Here is a 22,053-nt window from a genome sequence, read left to right as displayed (position 1 = left end):
ACAAGGCGGTTCGGACCGGCGCTGCTATTTCCCCTTGGGGTTGAAGATCTGCGCCACGATCGCCTTGTCTTCCGGCGAGGCGTTGAGCGAGTCCTTCCACATCTTCTGCAAGTCCGCGCCGCTCGTGGGGTTGACGGGCCGCTTGAGCTTCTTGGCCTCGGCCAGGAACTTCTCGTCCTTCATGGTGGCGTCGAAGGCCTTGCGGATGAGCGCGACCCGTTCCGCCGGGACTCCCGGAGGAAGGGTGTACGGACGCCCGTAGCGGGAGAGCAGGAAGGTCGCGCGCACGAGGTTCTTCTGCTTCTCTGTCTTGGCCATGTCCTCCAGCAAAGGCGCGTCGGGGAACTCCGGGGCCTTCTTGCCTTCCACCGTACCGGTCTGCGCGATCATGACCAACTCCCCCGCCTTCCACATGTCCCCGAGCTGATCCAGGAACGACGACGTCACGTTGCCCGAGGCGTCCACCTCCCCCTGCCGCAACGCCAGGCTGTACTGGCGCGCGCCGGGGTAGCCGAAGACGTACTCGAACAGCTTCTTGCCGCGAAGCTTTTCGATGATGTTGCCCATCACGAATCCGCCCGACTGATTGCCGCTGATGCCGACCCTGGCCGGCTTGGCCGACTTCTCGACCTCATCCAGCGACTTGAACCGGTCCTTGCGGGTGTAGAATAGGCCGTTCTCGATGACGATCACGCCGACGGCGTTCATCTTGTTGAAGTCGAACTGACCGCCGCGGCTCTTGTCCCCCACCACCTGCCAGTTCCACACCCCCCAGTTGATCTGCTCCATGACCGTGCCGTCGCGCCGCGCCTTGTTGTAGAGATAGCTCGCCGCCCGGACCCCGCCGGCTCCCGGCATGTTCTGCACGATGATGGTCGGGTTTCCGGGAATGTTGCGCCCGAGATGGCGCGCCAGCAACCGCGAGTACGTGTCGTTGCCGCCGCCCGGCGATGACGAGACGATCAGGCGGATCTTCTTGCCGTCGTAGAAATCCGCCGCCCCTGCCCAGCCCGCGCCGAACAGGAGCAGCACGAGCATCACGAGACTCAATACAGTCCGCATGGTAACCTCCCAGCTTTGAGAAATCCTGCAGGGTTCGTCACGCACGAACCCTGCATCAAGCATCCTGTCTTACTTCTTGCCGGGGGGATTGAAGATCTGCTTGACGATGGCCTTGTCTTCCGGTGAAGCGCCAAGCGAATCCTTCCACATCTTCTGAAGGGCTGGACCGCTCGTCGGCCTCACGGGCCGCTTCAGCTTCTTGGCCTCGGCCAGGAACTTCGGGTCCTTCATGGTGTTGTCGAAAGCCTTGCGCACAAGCGCCACGCGGTCCGCGGGAACTCCGGGGGGCATGGCGTACGGACGTCCGTAGCGCGAGAGCAGGAAGGTCGCCCGCACCAGATTCTTCTGCTTCTCGGTCTTGGCCATGTCCTCCAGCAACGGCGCGTCGGGGAACTCCGGACTCTTCTTGCCCTCCACCGTGCCGGTCTGGGCGAGCATGATGATGTCCCCCGCCTTCCACATGTCCCCGAGCTGATCCATGAACGAAGAGGTCACGTTGCCCGAGACGTCCACCTCGCCCTGCCGGAACGCGAGGCTGTACTGGCGCGCGCCGGGATAGCCGAAGACGTACTCGAACAGCTTTTCGCCGCGCAGCTTCTCGACGATGTTCCCGAGCACGAATCCGCTGGACTGGTTGCCGCTGATGCCGACCCGGGCCAGCTTGCCCGAGTTCTTGATCTCGTCCAGCGTCTTGAAACGGTCCTTGCGGCTGTAGAGCAGGCCGTTCTCGATGACGATCACGCCGATGGCCTGCATCTTGTTGAAGTCGAACTGGCTGCCGCGAGCCTTGTCGCCCACCACCTGCCAGTTCCACACCCCCCAGTTGATCTGCTCCATGACGGTGCCGTCGCGTCTGGCCTTGTTGTAGATGTAGCTGGCCGCGCGGACGCCGCCGGCTCCCGGCATGTTCTGCACGATGATCGTCGGGTTGCCCGGAATGTGCCTGCCGATGTGGCGCGCCAGCAACCGCGAGTAGGTGTCGTTGCCGCCGCCGGGCGAGGACGAGACGATCAGCCGGATCTTCTTGCCCTCGTAGAAGTCGGCCGCCGCTGCCGAGCCTGCTCCGAACAAAAACAACGCGAGCGTCACGAGACCCAATACTGCCTTCATTGTTACCTCCAGGTTTCTGCCGATGTTCGGGACCCCCAGCACACGGAGCCCCCGCCTGCCCGGTCCGGCACTACGATTCGCCGAATATCTCCTTGAAGATGGCCAGGTTCTCGGGGGACGCGTTGAGAACGTTCTTCCAGAGTTGCTGGAGTTTTGCGCCGGTGGACGGAATGATGACCCGCTTGATCCTCTTGGCCTCGGCCAGGAACTTCGGGTCCTTCATGGTCGCGTCGAAGGCATCGCGCATGATCTGGACACGGTCCTTGGGCACGCCCGGGGGAAGCGCATACGGACGGCCGTAGTGGGTGAGATCGAAGGCGACCTTTATCACTTCACGATGCGCGTCGGTCTTGGCGTATTCCAGCAACGTGGGCGTATCCGGGAACTCCTTGGTCCTGCCGCCTTCGGGCGTCGGTGCCTGCGCCAGCATGGCGACCTTGCCTTCGTCCCACATGTCGCCGAGCTGATCGGCGAACGAGCCCGGGGTGTTTCCGGACGACTGGACCTCACCCTGGCGAAACGCGAGACTGTACTGCCGCGCGCCCGGATAACCGAAGACGTAGTCGAAGATCCGCCTCCCTTCTATCACTTCCATCACCTTGCCCATGGTGTAGCCCAGGGATTGACGTCCGCTGTTTCCGCTGGTGATCAGCTTCTTGGAGGCCAGCACGGACTTCCAATCGGGAAACTCGGACTTGCGGGTGAAGAGGATCGCGCTCTCGATGGCGGCGACGCCGACGGCGTTGATCTTGTTGAAGTCGAAGCGCGCCCGCTTGGACCCGACGACCTGGTGGAACCACACGCCCCAGTTGATCTGCTCCAACACCGTGCCGTCCCGCTTGGCCTTCCGGTAAAGGTAGTCCGCGGCCATGATTCCGCCGGCACCGGGCATGTTCTGGACGATGACGGTGGGATTGCCCGGAATGTGCCGGGGGATGTGCCGCGCGATGAGCCGGGAGTAGGTGTCGTTGCCGCCGCCCGGGCTCGACGACACGATCAGACGGATCTTCTTGCCCTTGTAAAAATCGTCCGCCCCATGCACCGGGCCGGATATCACGACAGCCAGCAGCAAGGCGGCCATGGCCGTAAAGAATCTCATCTGCACCTCCTGATAGGGTTGTTTTCTCGCACCGCGCGAATGTATCCCCGGACCTCCGGGAGTGTCAAGCGGCCGGCCCAAAGGTTGGTGTCCCGGTCCGCAAACCGCGACACTACCGCCAAATGGTGCCATGGCGTCTTGCATCTGGTACAAAGGGCGCCATGGCAAGGATCGTCCTGGCGCTCGCTACCTCTCACACCCCGCAATTGAGCGTCACCGACTGGCGCCTGCTGCAGACCAAGGACGAGACCGATCCGACCCTCGACTACCCGGCGCTGACGGCCGCGGCGAAAGCGGACATCGGCCGTGAGATCACGCCGGAAAAGTACCGGGAGCGGTTCCAGGCGTGTCAGGACGCACTGAAGGTGCTGGGCGACACGCTCCGGGAAGCGCGCGCGGACGTGGTGGTCGCCTTCGGCGACGACCAGCACGAACAGTTCCTCGACGACAACATGCCGACCTTCGCGGTCTACCACGGGCCGGACATGACCATCGCGCCGCGCACCGGACCGCTGCCCGAGTGGAAGAAGTCCGAGCAGCGGGGCTGGGCGGAGACCGCGCCGCTCTATTGCAACCACACGGAGCTGGCCGAGCACCTGATTGCCTGGCTCTCGGACCACGATTTCGACATCGCCCGGACCAACCGGCTGCGCGAGGGCATCGGGCACGCGTTCAGCTTCTTGTACCGCCGCCTCCTCCCCGGAAGCACGCTGCCCATGGTGCCGGTGATGGTCAATACCTACTACCCGCCCAACCAGCCGACGCCGGGACGCTGCTACGCGCTGGGGCAATGCGTCCGCGAGGCCATCGAGTCGTGGGACTCGGACGCCCGGGTGGCCGTCATGGCCTCCGGCGGCCTGAGCCACTTCGTGGTCGACGAAGACATCGACCAGGCCATGCTGAAGGCCCTGGCCGACAAGGACGCCGGCGCGCTCCGTGGGCTTCCGCGCGAGAAGCTCAGGAGCGGCACTTCCGAGATCCTCAACTGGATCGCCCTGGGCGGGTTCGCCGAGCCCATGGAAATGACGCTGGTGGACTACGTTCCCGGATACCGTTCGCCCGCGGGCACGGGCTGCGGCATGGGCTTCGCCTACTGGAAACCGATTCCCCGCACCTCGGCCGGCAACGACACCGGAGCAACGCTCAAGGACGGAGGCCGGCCATAGGCCTCCCGCGCACCTCCATCGACGCCGACTTCCGCATGCAGGCTCCCGCCGTGCTGCTGATGGCGGTGATCTTCCTGCTGAACTTCACCGGTCGCGTCATCCTGGCGCCGCTGCTGCCGACGGTGGAGGCGGATCTCGGCATCACCCACGCCCAGGCCGGCATGTTCTTCCTGTTCATCTCCGCCGGGTACTTGACCGCCATGTCCGGGGCCGGTTACGTATCCGCCCGCTTGCTGCACCACCGGACCATCGTGCTGTCCTTCGCGCTTCTGGGACTATCGACCCTCGCGGTGGCCCAAGCCTCCACCTTGACGGGCATCCGGCTCGGACTCTTCGCCATGGGCCTCGGGGCCGGCCTATACCTTCCGTCGGCCATCGCCACCATCACCTCGCTGGTTACCCGTCCCCACTGGGGCAAGGCCATCTCCATCCACGAGCTGGCGCCCAACACGAGCTTCGTCATCGTGCCGTTGCTCGGTGAGCTGCTGCTCAGAAGTCTCTCCTGGCGGGCCATCCTGTTCTACTTCGGCCTCGTCAACTTCCTGGCCAGCGGGCTCTACGCCGTACTCGGCCGCGGCGGCAGGTTCGCCGGCGAACCCCCGGTCCCGGCCGTGATCCGGCGGTTCCTGAAGGACCCCATGCTGTGGATCATCCTCGCGCTCTTCATCCTGGGAGTCGCCATCACCCTGGGCGTGTTCACGATGCTCCCCCTCTACCTGGTGTCGGAACGCGGCCTGGGGGAAGGCTGGGCCAACACGCTGGTGGGGCTTTCCCGGGGCGCCTGTCCGGTCCTGGCCCTGGTGGCAGGATGGGCGGCGGACCGTTTCGGCGTCCGCCGCACCCTGTCAACAACGCTGGCCCTGAGCAGCGTCACCGTGGCCCTCGTGGGGCTGGTCCCGGATTCCTGGGTGACGGTGGCCGTCTTCATCCAGCCCATGGTGGCAGTGGGCTTCTTCCCCGCGGGCTTTACCGCCCTGTCCACCCTGGGCGACATGCAGACCCGCGGCACCGCCGTGTCCCTTGTGGTCCCCATGGCGTTCGTCATCGGCGGCGGCGCCACCCCCTGGTTCCTGGGCCTGTGCGGCGACCTGGGCGCCTTCGACATGGGCTTCGTCTGGGTCGGGGCCCTCACCCTTGCAGGGGCTTTTCTGGCGCTGCTTTACAAGGCCCGGCATACGGCGTAATTCGTCTTGGAAAAAGCGAGGAGCAACATGGATCAGCCGACCGGATACAAGCGCGACCCAGCGGCGGAACAGCCGCCCTACCTCTACCCCGACTACCGCTCCACGGTGCTGCGGGCGCCCAAGCGGCCCCTGGTGCCGTTGCCGCACACGCTGTCGGAAATCACCGGACCGGTGTACGGCCACGAGAAGGTCGGTCCGTTGGACCACGACCTCACCCGGCAGCACGAAGGGGAGCCCCTGGGCGAGCGCATCATCGTCCATGGGCGGGTCATGGACACCCACGGCAGACCGTTGCCGGATGCCCTCATGGAGATCTGGCAGGCCAACTCGGCGGGCCGCTACCGCCACGACGCCGACAACCACCCCGCCCCGCTCGACCCCAACTTCAGCGGTGGCGGACGCTGCGCCACCGACACGGAGGGCCGTTACCGTTTCGTGACCATCAAGCCGGCGGCGTATCCCTGGGGCAACGACCCCAACGCCTGGCGCCCGGCGCACATCCACCTCTCGCTCTTCGGCACCGCGTTCGTCACGCGCTTGATCACGCAGATGTATTTCCCGGGGGATCCGCTGCTCGACTGCGATCCCATCTTCAATTCGACCGCCGACGCCGGGGCGAGGCAACGGCTGGTGTGCAGGCTCGACCTCGAGAAGACCGAACCGGAGTGGGCCCTCGCCTACGAGTTCGACATCGTGTTGCGGGGCCGGGACGCCACGCCGATGGAGGGTTGAATCGTGTCAGGCCGGCATGGAACCACTCCCTCCCAGACCATCGGTCCGTTTCACCGCATCATGGTGCCGTGGGAAGGCGGCGCGGAACTGGCGGCGACGGACGATGCCGGCGCCATCCGCATTCAGGGACGCATCGTCGACGGCGCCGGCCAGCCCGTGGACGACTGCGTCATCGAGGTGTGGCAGGCCAACGTCCACGGCCGCTACGCGCACGCCGAGGACACGCGGGAGGTGCCGCTGGTGGCGGGGTTCCAGGGATTCGGCCGCGCCATCACCGACGGCGACGGCCGTTTCAACATCGTCACGGTCAAGCCGGGGGGCGTGCCCGGACCCGAGGAGACGGTGCAGGCGCCGCACATCTCCCTGTCGGTGTTCGCGCGCGGCCTGCTGAAGCAACTGGTGACGCGGATGTACTTCGCGGACGAAACAGCCGCCAATGACCGGGACCCGGTCCTGCGGACCATCACCGAGGCCGGGCGGCGCGAGACCCTGCTGGCGGTCCCGCGCGCATCCGGCGGCGCACCGCCGGTCTACGACTTCGAGATCCGCCTGCAGGGTCCGCGTGAAACCGTGTTCTTCGACGTGTAGATGGCGTCCTTCGACTTCGCTTCGCTACGCTCAGGACGAACGGCGAAAAGTTGCGGTCCCCGCGTCACTTCTTCTTCTTGCTCATGTCCGCGCGCTGGTCGGCGCCGGTGTCGGCATAGCCCGGTTCCACCAAGGCGTCGATGACGTAGCGGCCCCCCTTGGACACCACTTGGGCGCCCCGCTCCAGGGCGGCGGCCAAGTCCTCGGCGGTGGACACCGGCGCCTCGCCGTCGAAGCCCTGGGCCCGTCCCATGGCGATGAGGTCCACGGGCGGATCGTCCAGCCGTTGCCCGATCCAGCGGTTCTGCACCGGCCGCTCGCGCATCACCGCGACCCGTTCCTGGTGCATCTCGTCGTTGTAGTAGGAGCGGTTGTCCGCGATGACGATGAGCAGCGGCAGATCCATGTGCGTGGCGGTCCAGAGCGCGTTGCAGCCCATCAGATAGTCGCCGTCGCCCAGGACACCCGTGACCAGGCGGCCCTTGCCCTGGAGGGCCAGCGCGGTGCCGACGGCATGGCCGGGGCCGCTGCCCACGCCGCCGCCGCCGTCGTTGCCCATGAAACTCAACGGACCGCTGAACTCCGCGGCCTCGCCGGGCCAGCCGATGGGCAGGCGCGCGAAGCTCACGGGCCGGCTGCGGGCGAACTCCCGCACCGTCAGCGCCATGTCCATCAACGTCATGGGGACGCCCTCCTTGGGCCGTGCCCGGCCGACAGGGGTGCGCGTCCAGTGGGTGATGGCCTTCAACCCCGCGGCGGGCCGCTTGCGGCCGAAACCCTCCAGCATCTGTTCCACGAGGGTGTCCGGGCATGCCGCCACCGGGATGTCCGCGGCGGGCAGCGCCTGGTGGTCCATGCTCCAGCCGTTGGTGCGATAGGTGTCCATGGAGCAGTGGATGATGGTCTTGTCGGCCGGCGTCTGTGTCTGCGATGCCCCCAGGCAACCGCGCAGATACCCGGCCAGGTCCAGCCAGTCGAGACTGAGGATGACATCCGCCTTCTTGACCAGCGCCACGGCCTGCTTCGACGGACGCAGTGCCGGCGCGGCCAAGTGCAACGGATGGGTGGTGGGAAAGGACGAGGGGTCGTTGGAGCTGGTGAGCACCGGGGCGTTCAGGGCCTCCGCGAGCTTGACGCGGCGATCCCAGTCGGCTTGGCCGCGGGACATCCGTCCCATGAGGATGACCGGGAACTTGGCCTTCTTGAGGACTTCCCGCGCCTGCTTGACCACGGCCGAGGGTGCGAAGGGGGCCTTCGGCGCCGCATACCGCGAGGCGTCCGGGATGCGCACGTCCTCGTGCAGCGACTCCTCCTGCAGACCCACGTCAAGGCAAACGTAGACCGGCCCGAAGGGGGCGGTGCGGGCGATCTGATTGGCCCGCAGCACCGACTCGACGGCCGCCTGCGGCGACGCCGGTTGGTCGTCCCACTTGATGTAGTTCCGGATGATCGCGCCTTGGTCCGCGGCGGTGTGGATCCAGTCGATCCAGGGACGCCGCTTGTGCGCGTCCACCGGACCCGTGGCGCCGAAGATGACCATGGGCGTCCGGTCGCACCAGGCATTGAAGATGGTCATGGTGGCATGCATCAGCCCCACGTTCGAGTGCAGCGCCACCGCCATGGGTTCGTCCGTGGCCTTGCCGTAGCCGTCCGCGATGGACACCGCGTGTTCCTCGTGCAGGCACGTGACCATCTGCGGGTTCTCATTGCCCAGGAAGTTCACCAGGCTGTCGTGGAAACCTCGGTAGCTGGCCCCAGGAACCAGCGCGATGTACTTGAAGTCGAGTTCGCGCGCCACCGCCGCGACGACGTCGCTGCCCCAGCGCATCCTGGGGGTCCCCAGGTCCTCCGGACGGTGCTTCAATGCCGTACTTGTGCTGCGTCTTGCCACTGTATGTCCCTCCTTTGACCTCATCTTTTGGCCGCGCCGGTGATATTTGTCAAGGCGGTCCTGTCCGCCACCTCCGGCCCCACGCCCTCGTCCCGAAGAAGGTTCTTCTGCACCTTCGAACTCGGCGTCTTGGGAAGTTCCGGCCGGTAGTCGAGATAGCGCGGTATCTTGAAGGCCGCCAAGTGATCGGCGCAGAACTCCCATAGCCGTTCCGGCGGCAGGTCCTCAGGGGAGGCGTTGGCGGCCAGCACGATGCACGCCTTCACTTCCTCCTGGCGAATGATGTCCGGCACCGCGACCGCGGCGGACTCGGCAATGAGCGGGTGGGAGTTGAGCACGCGCTCCACCTCGGCCGAGGCGATGTTCTCGCCGCCGCGCTTGATGATGTCCTTCTTGCGGTCGACGAAGTACAGGAAACCGTCCTCGTCCAGGTAGCCCAGGTCACCGGTGTGGAGCCAGCCGTCGCGAAGGGCCGCGGCGGTGGCGTCGGGGTTCTTGTAGTAGCCCATCATCACCGCCGGACTCTGCTTGACGATCTCCCCGAATTCGCCGGGCGCGCAGTTCTCCCCTTCCTCGTTCACGATGCGCACCCGGTGCACCTCCGGAGCGATGGGCACGCCGCAACTGCCGAGCTTCCGGCGCGACACGTCCAAGGGCCCGAGAACGCTCAGCAGGTCCTCGGTGAGGCTGTAGGTGGGGATGGCGGTGACGCCGAAACGCCGCTCGAACTCCAGGTGCACGTCGGGCGGCAAGAGCGCCATTGCCTGCCGCAACGGCGTATCCGCGTCCGCCGGGTCCGGCGGCAGGTTCAGCAGGATACGCGGAATCGTCTGCATGATGCTCGAGGTGGTGACGCCGTGGCGCTTTACGTCGTCCCAGAAACGCGACGCGCTGAACCGATCCTTCAGCACCACGCCGCCGCCCACGGACATCATCGCGAGGGTCATGTGGCACAGCGCGTTGACGTGGAACAGCGGCATCACCACCAGCACCCGATCGTCACCGGTCCAGCCCAGCGCCCGCGCGCGGTGGCTCGGGGCGAAGGCGAAGGCGGAGTGCTTGAGCATCACGCCCTTGGGCCGGTCCGTGGTGCCGGACGTGTAGATGATGGACGCCATGTCCTCGGGCGAGACTTCCGTGAGCGCCGGGCGGCGCTCGGCGCCGCGGATGAATTCGTCCCAGCCCAGGACGCCGCTCCCGCCGGGGGGATCGAGCGTGATCACCTGCTCCAGCTTAGGACAATCCCCGCGGATGCCCTGGATGAGCGGCATGAAGGCATCGGCGGTCAGCAGGCAGCGTGCTTCGGAGTGGGACAGGAGGTACTGAAGCTCGTCCGCGGTCTGTGCCGTGTTGAGGGGCACGAACACGCCGCCGGTGCGGGCCATGGCGAACACCGCGCAGAGGAACTCCGAACAATTGGGCAGCAGGATGGCGACACGCTGCCCGGGCCGGAGCCCGAGAGCCGCGAACGCGTGCGCCACCCGCTCCACTTCCGCGGCCAACTCCGCGTAGCTCCACTGCCGGTCTTCGTAAATCAGGCAAGGACGGTCCGGCCGCTCAGCGACCTGGTGGGACAGCAACTCGTGGATGGTGACGTAAGCGGTCATGAAACAGCCTGACCATAGATGAAGGCCGCAGTGGTTTCAATTGCGGGTTGACACTCCGGGGCGCAGGCGGTTTACACGTGAGCATATGCGGCCGGACGAAACCGGCGAAGCGAAAGGACGGTTATGGACGCATCGCTGCTGACCCTCCGGCGCAAGGTCGCGCTGGGGACCCGCATTCTGGCCAGCCAGGGCTGCCTCGGCGACATTCTCGGACACCTGTCGGTGCGTATTCCCGACTCGGACGAGATGTTCCTCCGCTGCCTCGGTGGCGACGAGACCGCGCCGGAAAAGGGGCTGCTGTACACCGACGTGCACCACGTGCGCCGGGTCGGTTTCGACCGCACCGTGGAACAGGTGGACGGATACCGTCTGCCCATCGAGCTGCCGATCCACGGCGAGCTGTACAAGGCGCGCCCCGAGGCCCGGGCCGTGCTGCACGCCCATCCGTACCACTGCCTCGTCGCCACTATCGCCGGGCTCCCGCTTCGGCCCATCTACGGCTGCTACGACCCCTTGAGTCTGAGCGCCGCGATTCAGGGGATCCCGCTCTATCCCAGATCGGTGCTCATCGACAGCCCGGAGCTGGCGGCCGACCTGATCGCCACCATGGGCGACCGGGACTGCTGCCTGATGCGCGGCCACGGCCTCACCGTCATCGGCCCTACCGTGGAAGCCGTGACCCTGCTGGGCATACGCCTGGAAACCCTGGCCAGGGTCACCCTGGACGCCGCCCGCGCCACCGGCGGTGCTCGCCCGCCTACCCTCTCCCAGGCGGACCTGGATGCCTTCGCCTTCGTGGTGGAGGGAGGCCTTCAGGCCGCCGTGTCGAAGGTCTACGAGTGGACCTGGAACCACTACGCTCAGCGCGTGGCGGATACGGTGGGGTTGCCCGCGGAAGAACGAGAAGGGAATTATAATGGATAGTAAACGGGATCGGCCTCCACCAACGTGGCCGGGCTCGTGTGTCCCGGCTGCGGCTTGGGCCTGCCTGTAACCAGGAGCGTCACCCGGAGCGCGTCCGTTGCTACCCGATCGCGCTCCATGTTCACGAATTCGCGGTGTCTTCCAGGAGCAGCAGGCCCATGCCCGTCAGCATGGGTGCGTAGTAGTTCTGGTGCACCAGCCGCACTTCCGGCGACATGGCGCCGCGCATGCCCAGCCACATGATCATCTCCACCGCCTCGGCGCCCCCCTGCACCATGTAGTCATGGTGCGACAGCTCCACCAGCTCCTCGGGCCGGCTCACGATGCGCTCCATGAAGCTGCGGTCCCACTCCTCGTTGCGGAAGCCGAAGCGCTCCCCGTGGAGCTGATGCGACAGCCCGCCGGTACCCAGGACCGCCACGCGGATGTCCCTGGGATAGCTCTCCACCGCGGTGCGCAGCGCCCGCCCCAGCTTCCACAAACGGCGCGCCGTGGGCAGCGGGTGCTGCACGACGTTGACCGCCACGGGCACCACCCGGATGTCCCATTGCGGCTCGTGCGCCCAGAGCATCGGCAGCGGCGTGAGCAGCCCGTGGTCGACGGACAGCTCCTGGCACACGGTCATATCGAACTCGCTTTCCCGGATCAGCGACTCGGCCATGTGCCAGGAGAACTCGGGATCGCCCGGAACCGGCGCCAGCGGGCGCGGGCCCCAGCCCTCGTCCGCCGGCGCATAGCTCCCGGCCACCCCCATGGCGAAGGTCGGGTACTTGTCAAAGAAGAAGTCCGAGCCGTGGTCGTTGTAGATGAAGACGGCCACGTCGACGCGGGCCTCCCGCAGCCAGTCCATGGCCGGCCGGTAGCCGTCGAACAGCGGCTTCCACTCCGGAGCGTCCTGCTTGCCCTGGTCGAACGCCGCTCCCGCCGCGGGCACGTGCGACGACCCGATCCCTGCAACGATCCTGCCCATGCTACCTCGCCCCCTTCACCTTGCGCGTGCTCAGGAACTCCTCCAGCGTCTCGCCGCGGAACGCCGCGCCGATGTGCTGCAGGCTGTCGCCCGTCACCGAGCCCATCTTGTACATGAAGTAGATGTTGGCGCCGCCCTCGCGCGCCAGCGCCAGCCAGTCCTTCTCCCGCAACTTCTCCTTCTCCCACTCGGACAGGCCGAAGCGGTCCATGAGCGCCTCGGCATCCTCCTTGTAGGCCGCACGGTTCTCGGCCTCGTTGAGGGAGAAGAAGAACTTGTTGAGACGGTAGCCCTTGCGCGACTGAGCTCCGTCGAACACGTAGGTGCCCTCGATCTTCGCCGAATCCTCCCGAGACTCGCTCATGGCCGCGTCCTCCCCGAAACAGTCTGTTTCGCCCATGTGAACACCGAGCTTAAAATGCTTCGTGTGGCCGGTCAACTCCGCTTCCTGGGTTCGACCGTTGGAGCATTGCTTCGTTCGAACGTTGACTTGACATGCCGACGAGACGGTTGTTAAGTCTGCGGACTTGCGCCCTCTTGGTGACCCCCACAACACACGGAGAATGCGAACATGCCGGGACCTCAATTCGAAGACGTGACCGTGGCCAACGGGGCCGAAGCCTTTCTGGCGCAGCTTAACGCCAATCCCGACGTCGACTACATCTTCGCCAATACCGGGACGGACCACGGCCCGATCCTGGAGGCGCTGGCCAAGATGCACCGCAGCGAGTCCAAGGGAGCGGAGATCGTGGTCGTGCCCCACGAGCAGGCCGCGGTGTCCATGGCCCACGGCTACTACTGCGCGTCGGGCAAGCCGCAGGTGGTGCTGGTGCACACCCTGCCCGGCACCGCCAACGGCCTGGGCGGGCTCATGAACGCCAAGGCATGCCAAGTGCCGATGCTGTTCGTGGCCGGACGCACCCCGGTGACCGAGGGCGAGGTGGCGGGCGGCAAGAGCCGCCACATCCACTGGCGCCAGGAATCCCGGGACCAGGGCAGCATCGTGCGCGAGTTCGTGAAGTGGGATTTCGAGAACCGCGCCAACGAGCAGCTCGGCGCCATCGTCCCGCGCGCCTTCAAGATCGCCATGGCCGAGCCGCGCGGACCGGTGTACCTGTCGCTGCCGCGCGAGTGGCTGTACGAGTCCATGGAGACGACTCGTGTGTCCGCGGAGGTGTTCGAGCCGCCGAGCAAGATCCAGACCCCCGTGGGGGACCTTGAGCGGGCGGCGGAGATCCTCATGGGCGCGTCCGACCCGGTGATCGTGACGCGCTACGTCGGCAAGACCCCCGCGGCGGTGGCGCCGCTGGTGGAGCTGGCGGACCTGCTGGCTGTTCCCGTGGTGCAGCATCCGCAGTCGCCCTACATGAACTTCCCGTCGAGCCACCCGTGCCATGCCGGCCACGACGTCGCCGCCCACGTGAAGGGGGCGGACGTGGTCTTTCTCATCGACGTCGACGTGCCGTGGACGCCGGCGACCCGGGACAACCTGCGGCCCGACGCCACGGTGCTGCAACTGGAAGTGGACCCGCTGTTCTCCTCCATCCCTGTGTGGGGCTTCCCGGTGGACCACGCCATGACCGGATCGTCGGACGTGACGCTGCCGGTGCTGAACGGCCTGATCCGGGAGGGGCTCGACGGCTCGGAGGCGCTACGGAAACGCGTCGACGAGCGGCGGAGCCGCATCAACGCGGTTCACGACAGCAACCGGGCGGAACTCGCCGCCCGCATCGAGAAGGTAAAGGACGAGCGCCCCATCCATCCCCTGTGGGTGTCGCGCTGCATCGCCGACGTGGTGGACGAAAAGACCATCGTCATGGGCGAGGCCGTGACCTCACCGCTGGGGCCGGTGCTGGGACTGGAACGGCCCGGATCGTTCTTCGACCAGGCACCCGCCGGGCACCTGGGATGGGGCATGGGCGCCGCCATCGGCGCCAAGCTGGCCGCGCCGGACCACACGGTCATCGCCTGCGAAGGCGACGGCTCCTACATGTTCTGCGTCCCCACCGCCTGCCACTTCACCGCGCAGAAGTACCAAGTGCCGTTCCTCACCGTCATCTACAACAACCAGGCATGGAACGCGACGCTCAGCACGGTGCGCGAGTTGTATCCCGACGGCGTCGCCCACCAGAGCGGGAACTTCCCGGGCACGGACCTGTCGCCGTCGCCGCAATTCGAGCTTACCGCCCAGGCATGCGGCGCCTACGCCGAACGCGTGGACGACCCGGCGGACCTCCCCTCCGCCCTGCAGCGCGGCCTCAAGGCCGTCAAGGAGGAGGGGCGCCAAGCCCTTCTGAACGTGATTTGCCGCAACCCGGCCGGCTGAGCCGGAACAAACACACGCTCGCCGTTTCTGCTGGGGATGTTCGTGGTCCCGCCGCTCTTCATCGTGGCCTACCTTGTGACGGAAGCGCGGATGCATCCTGTCCATGCCCTGGTCGCCAGCATCGCGGCGGCATCATCCCGCCTCTTTGAGCGGGCGGATTGCGAGCCGCGGGGCTTCAGGTCTACAATACCGAAAGACTGAGCCGGCCGTGCGGTTCTCGCAACCCGCGGCCTGTTCAAATCGCTTCTGTCAGGAGGAACCCATGGTCTGCCGAATTTTCTGGGGCAAGCTTCGACTCGGGAAATGGACGGAATACGAGCGGTACTACAACGAGGTGGTGGTGCCCGCCACCGCGAACATGCCGGGCTTTCGCGGCCGCCAACTGCTCCGGAGTTCCGAGAATCCGGACGAAGGGATATCCCTCACCTTCTGGGAAACCAAGGAAGACATGCAGAACTACGTCACCAGTCCGGCCCGGGCCAACATCGCCAAGGGCGCCGAAGGCATGTACACCGGCGAGTACTGGGTCAAGGACTTCGAGGTGACGTCGCTGTCGCTCCTGTCATTGGGCAACGTATAAGCGGGAAGTGCCGTCGCCCGACAAGTGGGGCGGCGGCTTTTCGAAGGCGGAATTCACATGAAACGCATCGGCCTGATATCGCCGAACATGAGCGAAGAGGTGCTCGCGGACGTCTACCGGATACTGCCGCCGGATATCACAGTGGAAGGACGCGGGCTCCGGGTGCGCGAGTTCACCGACGAGGAGTTCGCCCGGGCCGAAAGCGAGTTCTTTGGCTTGGTGCGGGAATTGACCGAATACCCTCTCGACTTCCTCATGGTTACCGGCGAACTGTTCCTGTCCTACAAGGGCCCCGGCTCGGACCGCCAGCTCCTGGCCGCCGTGGGTGAGGTCACGCCCGTGCCCGCCTCGACGGTCCTAACAGCGGTGGTGGACGCCTGCCGCGAGCTGGGTCTGAAGCGTGTGGTGATGGCGTCGCCCTTCCCCGAGGACCAGGATGCCCGGCTGGCCCGCTTCCTCGAACACGACGACATCCACGTCGCCGCCTACCGGGGCCTGGCATATGAAAACTCCAAGGTCATCTGGGCGCTGCCGCCGGAGTCGGGCCTGGAAGTCGCGCGTCCGTTGCTGCGCGACCACCCGGACGTCGACGGCCTCTACATGCCCTGCAACAAGTGGCGCATCACTCCCATCATCGACCAGTTGGAGCAGGAGTTCGGCAAGCCCGTGGTCACCAACACCCAAGCCTGGATCTGGACCGCGCTCAAGGCGATGAAGCTGAACGAGCCGGTGGAGGGTTACGGCAGGCTGCTGGCACGGCTTTGAAGCGGGCTCCTGTCCGCACCCGTAATTCCCGCGAAACAGGCTGCGGCAAAACTCGCAAGGCAACGACGATGAGGAAGCGAATCGCTACCCAACCTTCTCCTTCAGCCACCCGTCGAGGGCATCGATCATGAATGCCTCGCAACCCGCGTAGAAGTGGTTGGCGCCGGGGACGATGATGCAGGTGCAGTTGTCGGGTCCGGCGGAGTCGGCCAGTTCGCGGGCCAGTTCACGGAAGTAGGCGGCCTCGATCTCGCCCGCCGTCACGAGCAGCGGGCAGTTCAGCCTTGCTGCGTGGGGGCGGACGTCGTTGGTCTCGTCGCGCCCGTACTTGCTGACGTAGGTCCTGTAGGTGAACGGGCCGATGGCGCCGCTGGCCGGCGCCCACAGGTACTCCTCCCCTTCTCCTCCGGCCATTCGACGCTCGGCTTCCGCCATGCGTGCCTCGAACTCCGGGTCCTCGGCCGCCCTGGCAGAGTAGAACTGCCTCGGGGCGGAGCATGAGATCACGCCGGCGACGTCGTCGCGTTGGCGCGTACCCTGGTAGTAGAGGGACTTGATCGAGCCCAGGCTGTGCCCCACGAGCACGAAGCGCGCGTAACCCGCCTCCTTCATCCGGTGGATGGCGGCGTCGATGTCGAGCACGCAGTCCTCGAAGTTCTCGTAGGTGGCGCCGCGGAAAGCCGTGAGGTCCCCGCCCCGGGCGATCCAGTCGTGGCCGCGGCAGTTGATGGAGAAGGCGTGGTGGCCGCGTCCGGCCAGGGCCTCGGCGAACACGGGGAGCGGGCCGGTGTAGAAGCTCATGGCGACCCCGTGAATCAGGATCAGCGCGAGATCGGGACGCGGCGACGCGTCCGGGCGGAACAGGAGCCCGTGCAGGGTTTCGCCGTCGGCCGTGGTGAACGAAAGAAGCTCCGCGTTTCCTGACATGAATGCTCTCCTTCTTCGCTTCTGGTTGCGTCACGCCGCCGTGGGACCCGGCCGCGCTCGAATCACGACGGCGGCCGGTACGCGTCGAGCCAGCCGGCGATGGCGTCGCCGTCCCGCTCCAGCCACAACGCGTTGGAGCGGATCCGTTCCAGGGACTGGCGTATCGTGCGCGTCGCAGCCGGCGCCGGATGCGCCTCGAAGAACGCCTCCACCTCGGCGGCCTTCTCCAGGGTGGTGAAATCTTCGGTGGTGATGGACACGATGCGCGCGATGATGAACCCGCCCTGCCCGTAGCGGGCGTCGAACTCGCCCCACTTCTCCCGCAGGAAGTCCCATGCCAAGTCCCGCCCCAGCGGATTCGTGGCGACACCGGCCACGCACAACGGGGTGTCCTGCCCGCGCACCTCGTCCGACAGGGAGAACTCCAGCGTGCGCCGCAGCAGGTCCGTGTCGGTGCTGCAGCCCAACGCCCGCAGGCAGCGGTTCTTCTCTTCGTGAAGCTCGGCTTCGCGGTAGACCCGCAGCACCGTTTCGTACCCCTCGGCGCCGCGCCCTTCCACCACCAGACCGTACACCGCCCCGCGCACGTCCGGCGCCACCGGCGTCCCGGCGCGCGTCCCCTCGTCGAACCGGCGCAGGGCTTCGGCGGCCACCTCCGGGTCGGCGTAGCGAGCCAGGATGCCGATCACCAGCGGCCTGAGCAGCCGCGTCAAGTGGCTCTCACCCGGCCGGACGTCCCACCCGAGACTCCCGTAGATCGTCTGGTACAGGCTGCGCGCGAAGGAACGGAACGAGTCGTGACAAGGCTGGTCCGAAAGGAGCACGTCGTAGGCCCGGAGATTCTCCGACAGGTCCGCCCACACCGTGTAATCCGTCTCGTTGCGATAGGCCGGCGCCAGCGCCAACGGTCGCGACGCGTCCAGGTAGCCGGCGCGGGCCAAGGCAAAGGCGTCGTTCTCAAGGCCGAGACGGTCCCTGGCCGATGAAAGCTCTCCCGCCTGCACCGCGGCGCCCAGCCGGTCCCACAACTCCGCGCTGTAGTTGCTGCGATAGAAGCCGGTCTGGTCCGGGTTGACCTTGAGCCAGCCGCCGCGGCCGACGCTCACTTCTATGTTCGCCCGCTCGCCCTCGAACACCTGGAAGGTGTCGCCGGCCCCCTCCGTGCGGATTCCCAACGGAACCGACCACCGGCTCGGGTCGCTTCGATCCGGCACGCCGCTCAGGAAGAAGCGCGTCTGTTGCAGCGCCACCTCTCCCCCGCCGGCGTCCACGGACAGCAGCGGATAACCGGTCTGCTTGGTCCAGGTGTCCATGATCCGCTTCACCGGCTGTCCGGACTCCTCCGCCAGGGCCTGCCACAGGTCCTCGGTGGTGGCGTTGCCGTACTGGTGCCGCTCGAGGTAGCGCCGCAGACCGTTGCGGAACGTGTCCGCGCCCAGATAGGCGTCCAGCATGCGAATCACCGAGGCGCCCTTGCTGTAGCTGATGCCGTCGAAGATCTCGCTGATCTGCTTGGGACTCTGCACCTCAATCTCGATGGGATGTGAGCTTTTCAGCCCGTCCAGGGACAGGGCGCGGCCGAAGTCGGTGTAGACGAACTGCGTCCACATGTCCCACTCGGGGAACAGGTGGTCCACGGCCATGAACTCGATCCACGAGGCGAACCCCTCGTTGAGCCACAGGTGGGTCCACCACTCCATGGTGACCAGGTTGCCGAACCACTGGTGCGCCAGCTCGTGCGCGACGATGATGGCCACACGCTGGCGCGTCCCCGCCGAAGACTCCTCGGGGTCCACAAGGATGGCCGTCTCGCGATAGGTCACCGCGCCCCAGTTCTCCATGGCCCCGGCGGCGAAGTCCGGGATGGCCAGCAGGTCCATCTTGGGCAGCGGATAGGCGATGCCGAAATACTCGTGGAAGAAGGAGAGCGTCCGGGCGGCCACGTCCAGCGCGAACCGCCCCTGCTCCTGCCGTCCCAGCGGCGTGTACACCCGCACGGTGACGCCTTCGGGGGTCTCGGTCTCGACGTAATCGAACTCGCCGACGATGAACGCCAGCAGATACGTGGACATCACCGGGGTCTCGGCGAAGCGTACGGTCCTGAGGCGGTCCGTCCCGGTCTCGGTGTGAGCCGGCGGCATGTTCGACACCGCCACCCGGTCCTCCGGCACCACCAGCGCCACCGCGAACACGGCCTTGCGCGCGGGCTCGTCCCAGCAGGGAAACGCGCGCCGCGCGTCCGTGGCCTCGAACTGGGTCGCGGCCATGATCCGCTTCTCGCCGTCCACCTGATAGACGCCGCGGTAGAACCCGTGCATCTTGTCGTTAAGCTGTCCGGTGAACTCGATGCGCAGTCGCGCCGGCCCCGGATCGAGCCGGGCGTCGAATACGAACGCGACCGTCTCTTCCTCCTCGTCGGACTCGATGCGCGACGGCACGCACGACGCCCCGTTCCGCTCCAGCGCCACCGAGTGCAGCTCCAGCTCGGTGGCATGCAGCACGATCCGGCGCGTGGCCGATTTCACGTCGATGTCGACGGTCTCGCTGCCGCCGAAGGTGAAACGTTCGAGGTCGGGCCTGAGGGTTATGTCATAACGCCTGGGTTCAACGTCGTCGGGCAACAGCACCCGTTCCTGTTCAGCCATGCACTCCTTCTCCTGCTCGCGATGCCACTGTCAGACCGGCCAGCCGTGCTGTGACAGGTCGATGAGGTTGCCGTCGGGGTCCTGTACCCGGTACTCCGCCTCGCGATTGGGCGGCCTCTTCCTCACGTCGTCCGCCGCCCCCATCCGGTCCGACACCGACTTCAAGGCCTGTACGTCGTCCACCTCGAAACCGATGTGGTTGAGGCCGCTGTCCAGGGCGCGTCCCTCGACCCGCTCCTCCGGGCCCTTGGGGATGATGGCCAGGTTCACGTGCCCGTCCGAGAGGTAGGTGGCGGTGCCCACTCCCTTGACCACCTTGAGCCCGAACACGCCGGTGTAGTACTCCACCAGCTTCTCCTTGTCGTCCGTGAGTATGGCGATGTGACGGATGCGCGCCATGTCGATTTCCTCCCTGTGGCTAGTGTGGTGTCCGGTTGATCGGCACGCTACAGGTGTTTCTGGAAGAACTCCATGGTCCGCTTCCAGGCCGTCTCCGCCGCCGTCTTGTCATAGTTGCGGCTGTCGGCATTGGCGAAGGCATGCCCCGCGTTGGGATAGATGAAGACCATGTGGTCGCCCTTGAGGGTCTTGAGCTTCGCCTGGAACTCGCGGACGTTGTCCACCTTGATGCCCCTGTCCGTCTCGCCGAAGTGTCCGAGGATCGTGGCGCGCATGCGGCTCAGGTCGTCGGCGGGGTTGAAGCGGCCGTAGTAGATGACCGACGCCTTCACGCCGAGGTCGTTCTTGGCCATCTGGTAGGACCAGCCGCCGCCGAAGCACCAGCCCACCGAGGCGATGCGCGCCGGGTCCACCTCCCCCTTGAGGCCGCTCAGGTAGCTCACGGCCTGCTTCAGGTTGGCGAACGCCGCGTCCGTGTTCTTGCGCACGCTTCCCGCCAGCTTGCGGGCACCGTCCGGCGTCGTCGCCATCTCGCCGTCGTAGAGGTCCACCGCCAGGGCCACGTAGCCCAGCTCGGCGAACGCACGCGCGTTCTCCCGGATGTTGTCGTTGAGGCCCCACCACTCGTGGATAAGGATCAGGCCGGGACGCGCCTTCTTGTCCGCGGGCTTGGCGAGGTAGCCCTTGACCTTGTCGTTGCCCGTGACATAGGCCACCTCCGCGGTGGTGATCTTCATGGCCTGCGCGTGGACGGCCGCGGCCGCGAAGAGGATTGCGAAAACGATGGATGCCGTGCAAATGAACGCTTTCTGAAGTTTCATGTCTCTTCTCCCTCGCCGGCGGCCCTCACATGCGCGCCGGCTCGCTTTTCCAGCCAATGCTCCCGTTCACGATGACGCCTTCCACCCGTGTCGCCGCGTCAAAGGGCGAACCCGACAGCACCACCACGTCCGCGTCCTTGCCCGTCTCCAGGCTTCCCACCCGCTCGTCGATGCCCATGAGCCGCGCGGAGTTGAGGGTCAGCGCCTTGAGCGCCTCGTTGGGGCTCACCCCGTGGTCCACCGCGGTCATGCCCTGCATCCGGTGGTTCTGGATGGGGATCACCGGGTGGTCGGTGGAAAAGGCCGTGAGCACGCCGCTCTCGATGAGCATGCGCGGCGAATGCGGACTGCGTCCCGACTGCTCTAGGTTGCCGCGGGTCTTGAGCCACGGCCCATGGACCACCCCGACGCCGGCTTCCGCCAGTTCCCCGGCCACCTTGTACCCGTCGGTGCCGTGCTCGATGATCAGGTCGAGGTCGAACTCCTGCGCGATGCGGATGGCGGTCATGATGTCGTCGGCCCGGTGCGCATGGGCGCGCAGCGGGATCTGTTTGCGCACCACCGGGACCATGGCTTCCTGCCGCAGGTCCCGCGAGCCGTCCCCGTTGGCGGCGTAGTGCTGCGCCCGGACCAGCCCCTCCCGCAGGATGGCGGCGATGCCCATGCGCGTCATCGGGCTCTTCTTCATGCCGCCGTACACCTGCTTCGGGCGTTCGCCGAAGGCGATCTTCATGCCCACCGGGGCGCGCACCAGCATCTCCTCCAGCGTGCGCCCCACCACCTTCACCGCGGCCGGCTGGCCGCAGATGACGTTGTAGCTGCCGGGCATCACGCCCACCGTGGTGACGCCGCCCCTGAGGGCGTCCTGGAACGCGACGTCCTCGGGGTTGATGGCGTCCAGGGCGCGCAGGTGCGGCACCACGGGGTCGCCCACTTCGTCCTCATCGCTTTGGCTCGCCCCCACCCCGTCCTGGCACAGCCCCAGGTGGGTGTGGGCGTCGATCATCCCCGGAATGAGGACCTTACCGCTCACGTCCCAGACCTCGGCGCCCTCGGGCGTGGGAACGCCGGCGCCGACGGCCGCGATGGTCCGCCCTTCGATCAGCAGGGTGCCCTCGTCGATCGCGCCGTTGGACGCGGTCATGATGCGGGCGCCCACGAGTGCCAGCGCCATGATTTCCTCCTGTCTTCACTGCCCGGCCAACCGCCGAAACGCCTCCCCGAATACCCGTATCGCCGCCGGCGCGGCGCGGACGC

The 22,053-nt window shown here is 66.6% G+C and carries 20 protein-coding genes; 8 read left to right on the top strand and 12 right to left on the bottom strand.

The genetic code is table 11. The features are described from left to right. Positions 1 to 24 precede the first annotated feature (24 nt). The 3 genes from OXU42_15225 to OXU42_15215 form a co-directional block, all read right to left on the bottom strand. On the bottom strand, positions 25 to 1,062 hold the full coding sequence (locus OXU42_15225; GenBank protein MDE0030740.1) for a hypothetical protein: 1,038 nt from the start codon (positions 1,060 to 1,062) through the stop codon (positions 25 to 27). Positions 1,063 to 1,131: 69 nt separating this feature from the next. Beyond that, the gene (locus OXU42_15220) at positions 1,132 to 2,172 is read right to left on the bottom strand and encodes a hypothetical protein (GenBank protein MDE0030739.1); all 1,041 of its coding nucleotides are present in this window, start codon (positions 2,170 to 2,172) and stop codon (positions 1,132 to 1,134) included. 70 nt (positions 2,173 to 2,242) lie between these two features. After that, a complete protein-coding gene (locus OXU42_15215) occupies positions 2,243 to 3,271 on the bottom strand; it encodes a hypothetical protein (GenBank protein MDE0030738.1) in 1,029 nt (342 codons plus the stop codon). Positions 3,272 to 3,432: 161 nt separating this feature from the next. Between OXU42_15215 and OXU42_15210 the strand changes: the two genes are divergently transcribed. From OXU42_15210 to pcaG, 4 genes are read left to right on the top strand one after another with little or no spacing between them, the layout of a single operon-like run. Then, positions 3,433 to 4,437, top strand: coding sequence for a hypothetical protein (locus OXU42_15210; protein ID MDE0030737.1), 1,005 nt, complete (start codon positions 3,433 to 3,435; stop codon positions 4,435 to 4,437). A gap of 35 nt (positions 4,438 to 4,472) precedes the next feature. Next, positions 4,473 to 5,621, top strand: coding sequence for an MFS transporter (locus OXU42_15205; protein MDE0030736.1), 1,149 nt, complete (start codon positions 4,473 to 4,475; stop codon positions 5,619 to 5,621). A 27-nt stretch (positions 5,622 to 5,648) separates the two neighbouring features. Further along, entirely contained in the window at positions 5,649 to 6,353 is a 705-nt protein-coding gene (gene pcaH / locus OXU42_15200; protein ID MDE0030735.1) for a protocatechuate 3,4-dioxygenase subunit beta, read from the top strand. A gap of 3 nt (positions 6,354 to 6,356) precedes the next feature. Beyond that, a complete protein-coding gene (gene pcaG / locus OXU42_15195) occupies positions 6,357 to 6,941 on the top strand; it encodes a protocatechuate 3,4-dioxygenase subunit alpha (GenBank protein MDE0030734.1) in 585 nt (194 codons plus the stop codon). A gap of 64 nt (positions 6,942 to 7,005) precedes the next feature. On the opposite strand, the gene OXU42_15190 is transcribed toward pcaG, so the two are convergent. Both OXU42_15190 and OXU42_15185 read right to left on the bottom strand, forming a co-directional pair. Beyond that, complete coding sequence (locus tag OXU42_15190) at positions 7,006 to 8,832, bottom strand: thiamine pyrophosphate-binding protein (protein MDE0030733.1); 1,827 nt, start codon at positions 8,830 to 8,832, stop codon at positions 7,006 to 7,008. A 20-nt stretch (positions 8,833 to 8,852) separates the two neighbouring features. Then, positions 8,853 to 10,439: an AMP-binding protein gene (locus OXU42_15185; protein ID MDE0030732.1), complete on the bottom strand. Its 1,587-nt coding sequence runs from the start codon at positions 10,437 to 10,439 to the stop codon at positions 8,853 to 8,855. Between the two features lie 123 nt (positions 10,440 to 10,562). Here OXU42_15185 and OXU42_15180 point away from each other — a divergent pair, with 123 nt between their 5' ends. Then, on the top strand, positions 10,563 to 11,363 hold the full coding sequence (locus tag OXU42_15180; protein MDE0030731.1) for a class II aldolase/adducin family protein: 801 nt from the start codon (positions 10,563 to 10,565) through the stop codon (positions 11,361 to 11,363). 121 nt (positions 11,364 to 11,484) lie between these two features. On the opposite strand, the gene OXU42_15175 is transcribed toward OXU42_15180, so the two are convergent. Both OXU42_15175 and OXU42_15170 read right to left on the bottom strand, forming a co-directional pair. After that, positions 11,485 to 12,333: a class III extradiol dioxygenase family protein gene (locus OXU42_15175; protein ID MDE0030730.1), complete on the bottom strand. Its 849-nt coding sequence runs from the start codon at positions 12,331 to 12,333 to the stop codon at positions 11,485 to 11,487. A gap of 1 nt (position 12,334) precedes the next feature. Further along, positions 12,335 to 12,697 carry a protocatechuate 3,4-dioxygenase gene (locus OXU42_15170; GenBank protein ID MDE0030729.1) on the bottom strand — a complete coding sequence of 121 codons (363 nt, stop codon included), beginning with the start codon at positions 12,695 to 12,697 and terminating at the stop codon, positions 12,335 to 12,337. Positions 12,698 to 12,904: 207 nt separating this feature from the next. On the opposite strand from OXU42_15170, the gene OXU42_15165 reads away from it, so the two are divergent. The 3 genes from OXU42_15165 (at position 12,905) to OXU42_15155 (ending at position 16,004) form a co-directional block, all read left to right on the top strand. Continuing rightward, entirely contained in the window at positions 12,905 to 14,659 is a 1,755-nt protein-coding gene (locus tag OXU42_15165; GenBank protein MDE0030728.1) for a thiamine pyrophosphate-requiring protein, read from the top strand. A gap of 262 nt (positions 14,660 to 14,921) precedes the next feature. Further along, entirely contained in the window at positions 14,922 to 15,239 is a 318-nt protein-coding gene (locus OXU42_15160) for an antibiotic biosynthesis monooxygenase (protein MDE0030727.1), read from the top strand. Between the two features lie 57 nt (positions 15,240 to 15,296). After that, the gene (locus OXU42_15155) at positions 15,297 to 16,004 is read left to right on the top strand and encodes a hypothetical protein (GenBank protein ID MDE0030726.1); all 708 of its coding nucleotides are present in this window, start codon (positions 15,297 to 15,299) and stop codon (positions 16,002 to 16,004) included. Between the two features lie 84 nt (positions 16,005 to 16,088). Here the strand turns inward: OXU42_15155 and OXU42_15150 are convergent, their stop codons facing one another. From OXU42_15150 to OXU42_15130, 5 genes are all read right to left on the bottom strand, one after another. Next, on the bottom strand, positions 16,089 to 16,931 hold the full coding sequence (locus tag OXU42_15150) for an alpha/beta fold hydrolase (protein ID MDE0030725.1): 843 nt from the start codon (positions 16,929 to 16,931) through the stop codon (positions 16,089 to 16,091). A 62-nt stretch (positions 16,932 to 16,993) separates the two neighbouring features. Continuing rightward, positions 16,994 to 19,576: a M1 family metallopeptidase gene (locus OXU42_15145; GenBank protein ID MDE0030724.1), complete on the bottom strand. Its 2,583-nt coding sequence runs from the start codon at positions 19,574 to 19,576 to the stop codon at positions 16,994 to 16,996. Positions 19,577 to 19,606: 30 nt separating this feature from the next. Then, positions 19,607 to 19,975, bottom strand: a complete 369-nt coding sequence (locus OXU42_15140; protein ID MDE0030723.1) for a VOC family protein — start codon at positions 19,973 to 19,975, stop codon at positions 19,607 to 19,609. A 47-nt stretch (positions 19,976 to 20,022) separates the two neighbouring features. Then, the gene (locus OXU42_15135; GenBank protein ID MDE0030722.1) at positions 20,023 to 20,796 is read right to left on the bottom strand and encodes a dienelactone hydrolase family protein; all 774 of its coding nucleotides are present in this window, start codon (positions 20,794 to 20,796) and stop codon (positions 20,023 to 20,025) included. A 25-nt stretch (positions 20,797 to 20,821) separates the two neighbouring features. Beyond that, the gene (locus OXU42_15130; GenBank protein MDE0030721.1) at positions 20,822 to 21,970 is read right to left on the bottom strand and encodes an amidohydrolase; all 1,149 of its coding nucleotides are present in this window, start codon (positions 21,968 to 21,970) and stop codon (positions 20,822 to 20,824) included. Positions 21,971 to 22,053: the final 83 nt, after the last annotated feature.

The sequence above is a fragment of the Deltaproteobacteria bacterium genome (assembly GCA_028818775.1).
Classification (GTDB): Bacteria; Desulfobacterota; Binatia; order UBA9968; family JAJDTQ01; genus JAJDTQ01.
The sequence above is the reverse complement of the archived record's forward strand: the minus strand, read 5'-3'. Positions and strand labels throughout refer to the sequence as shown.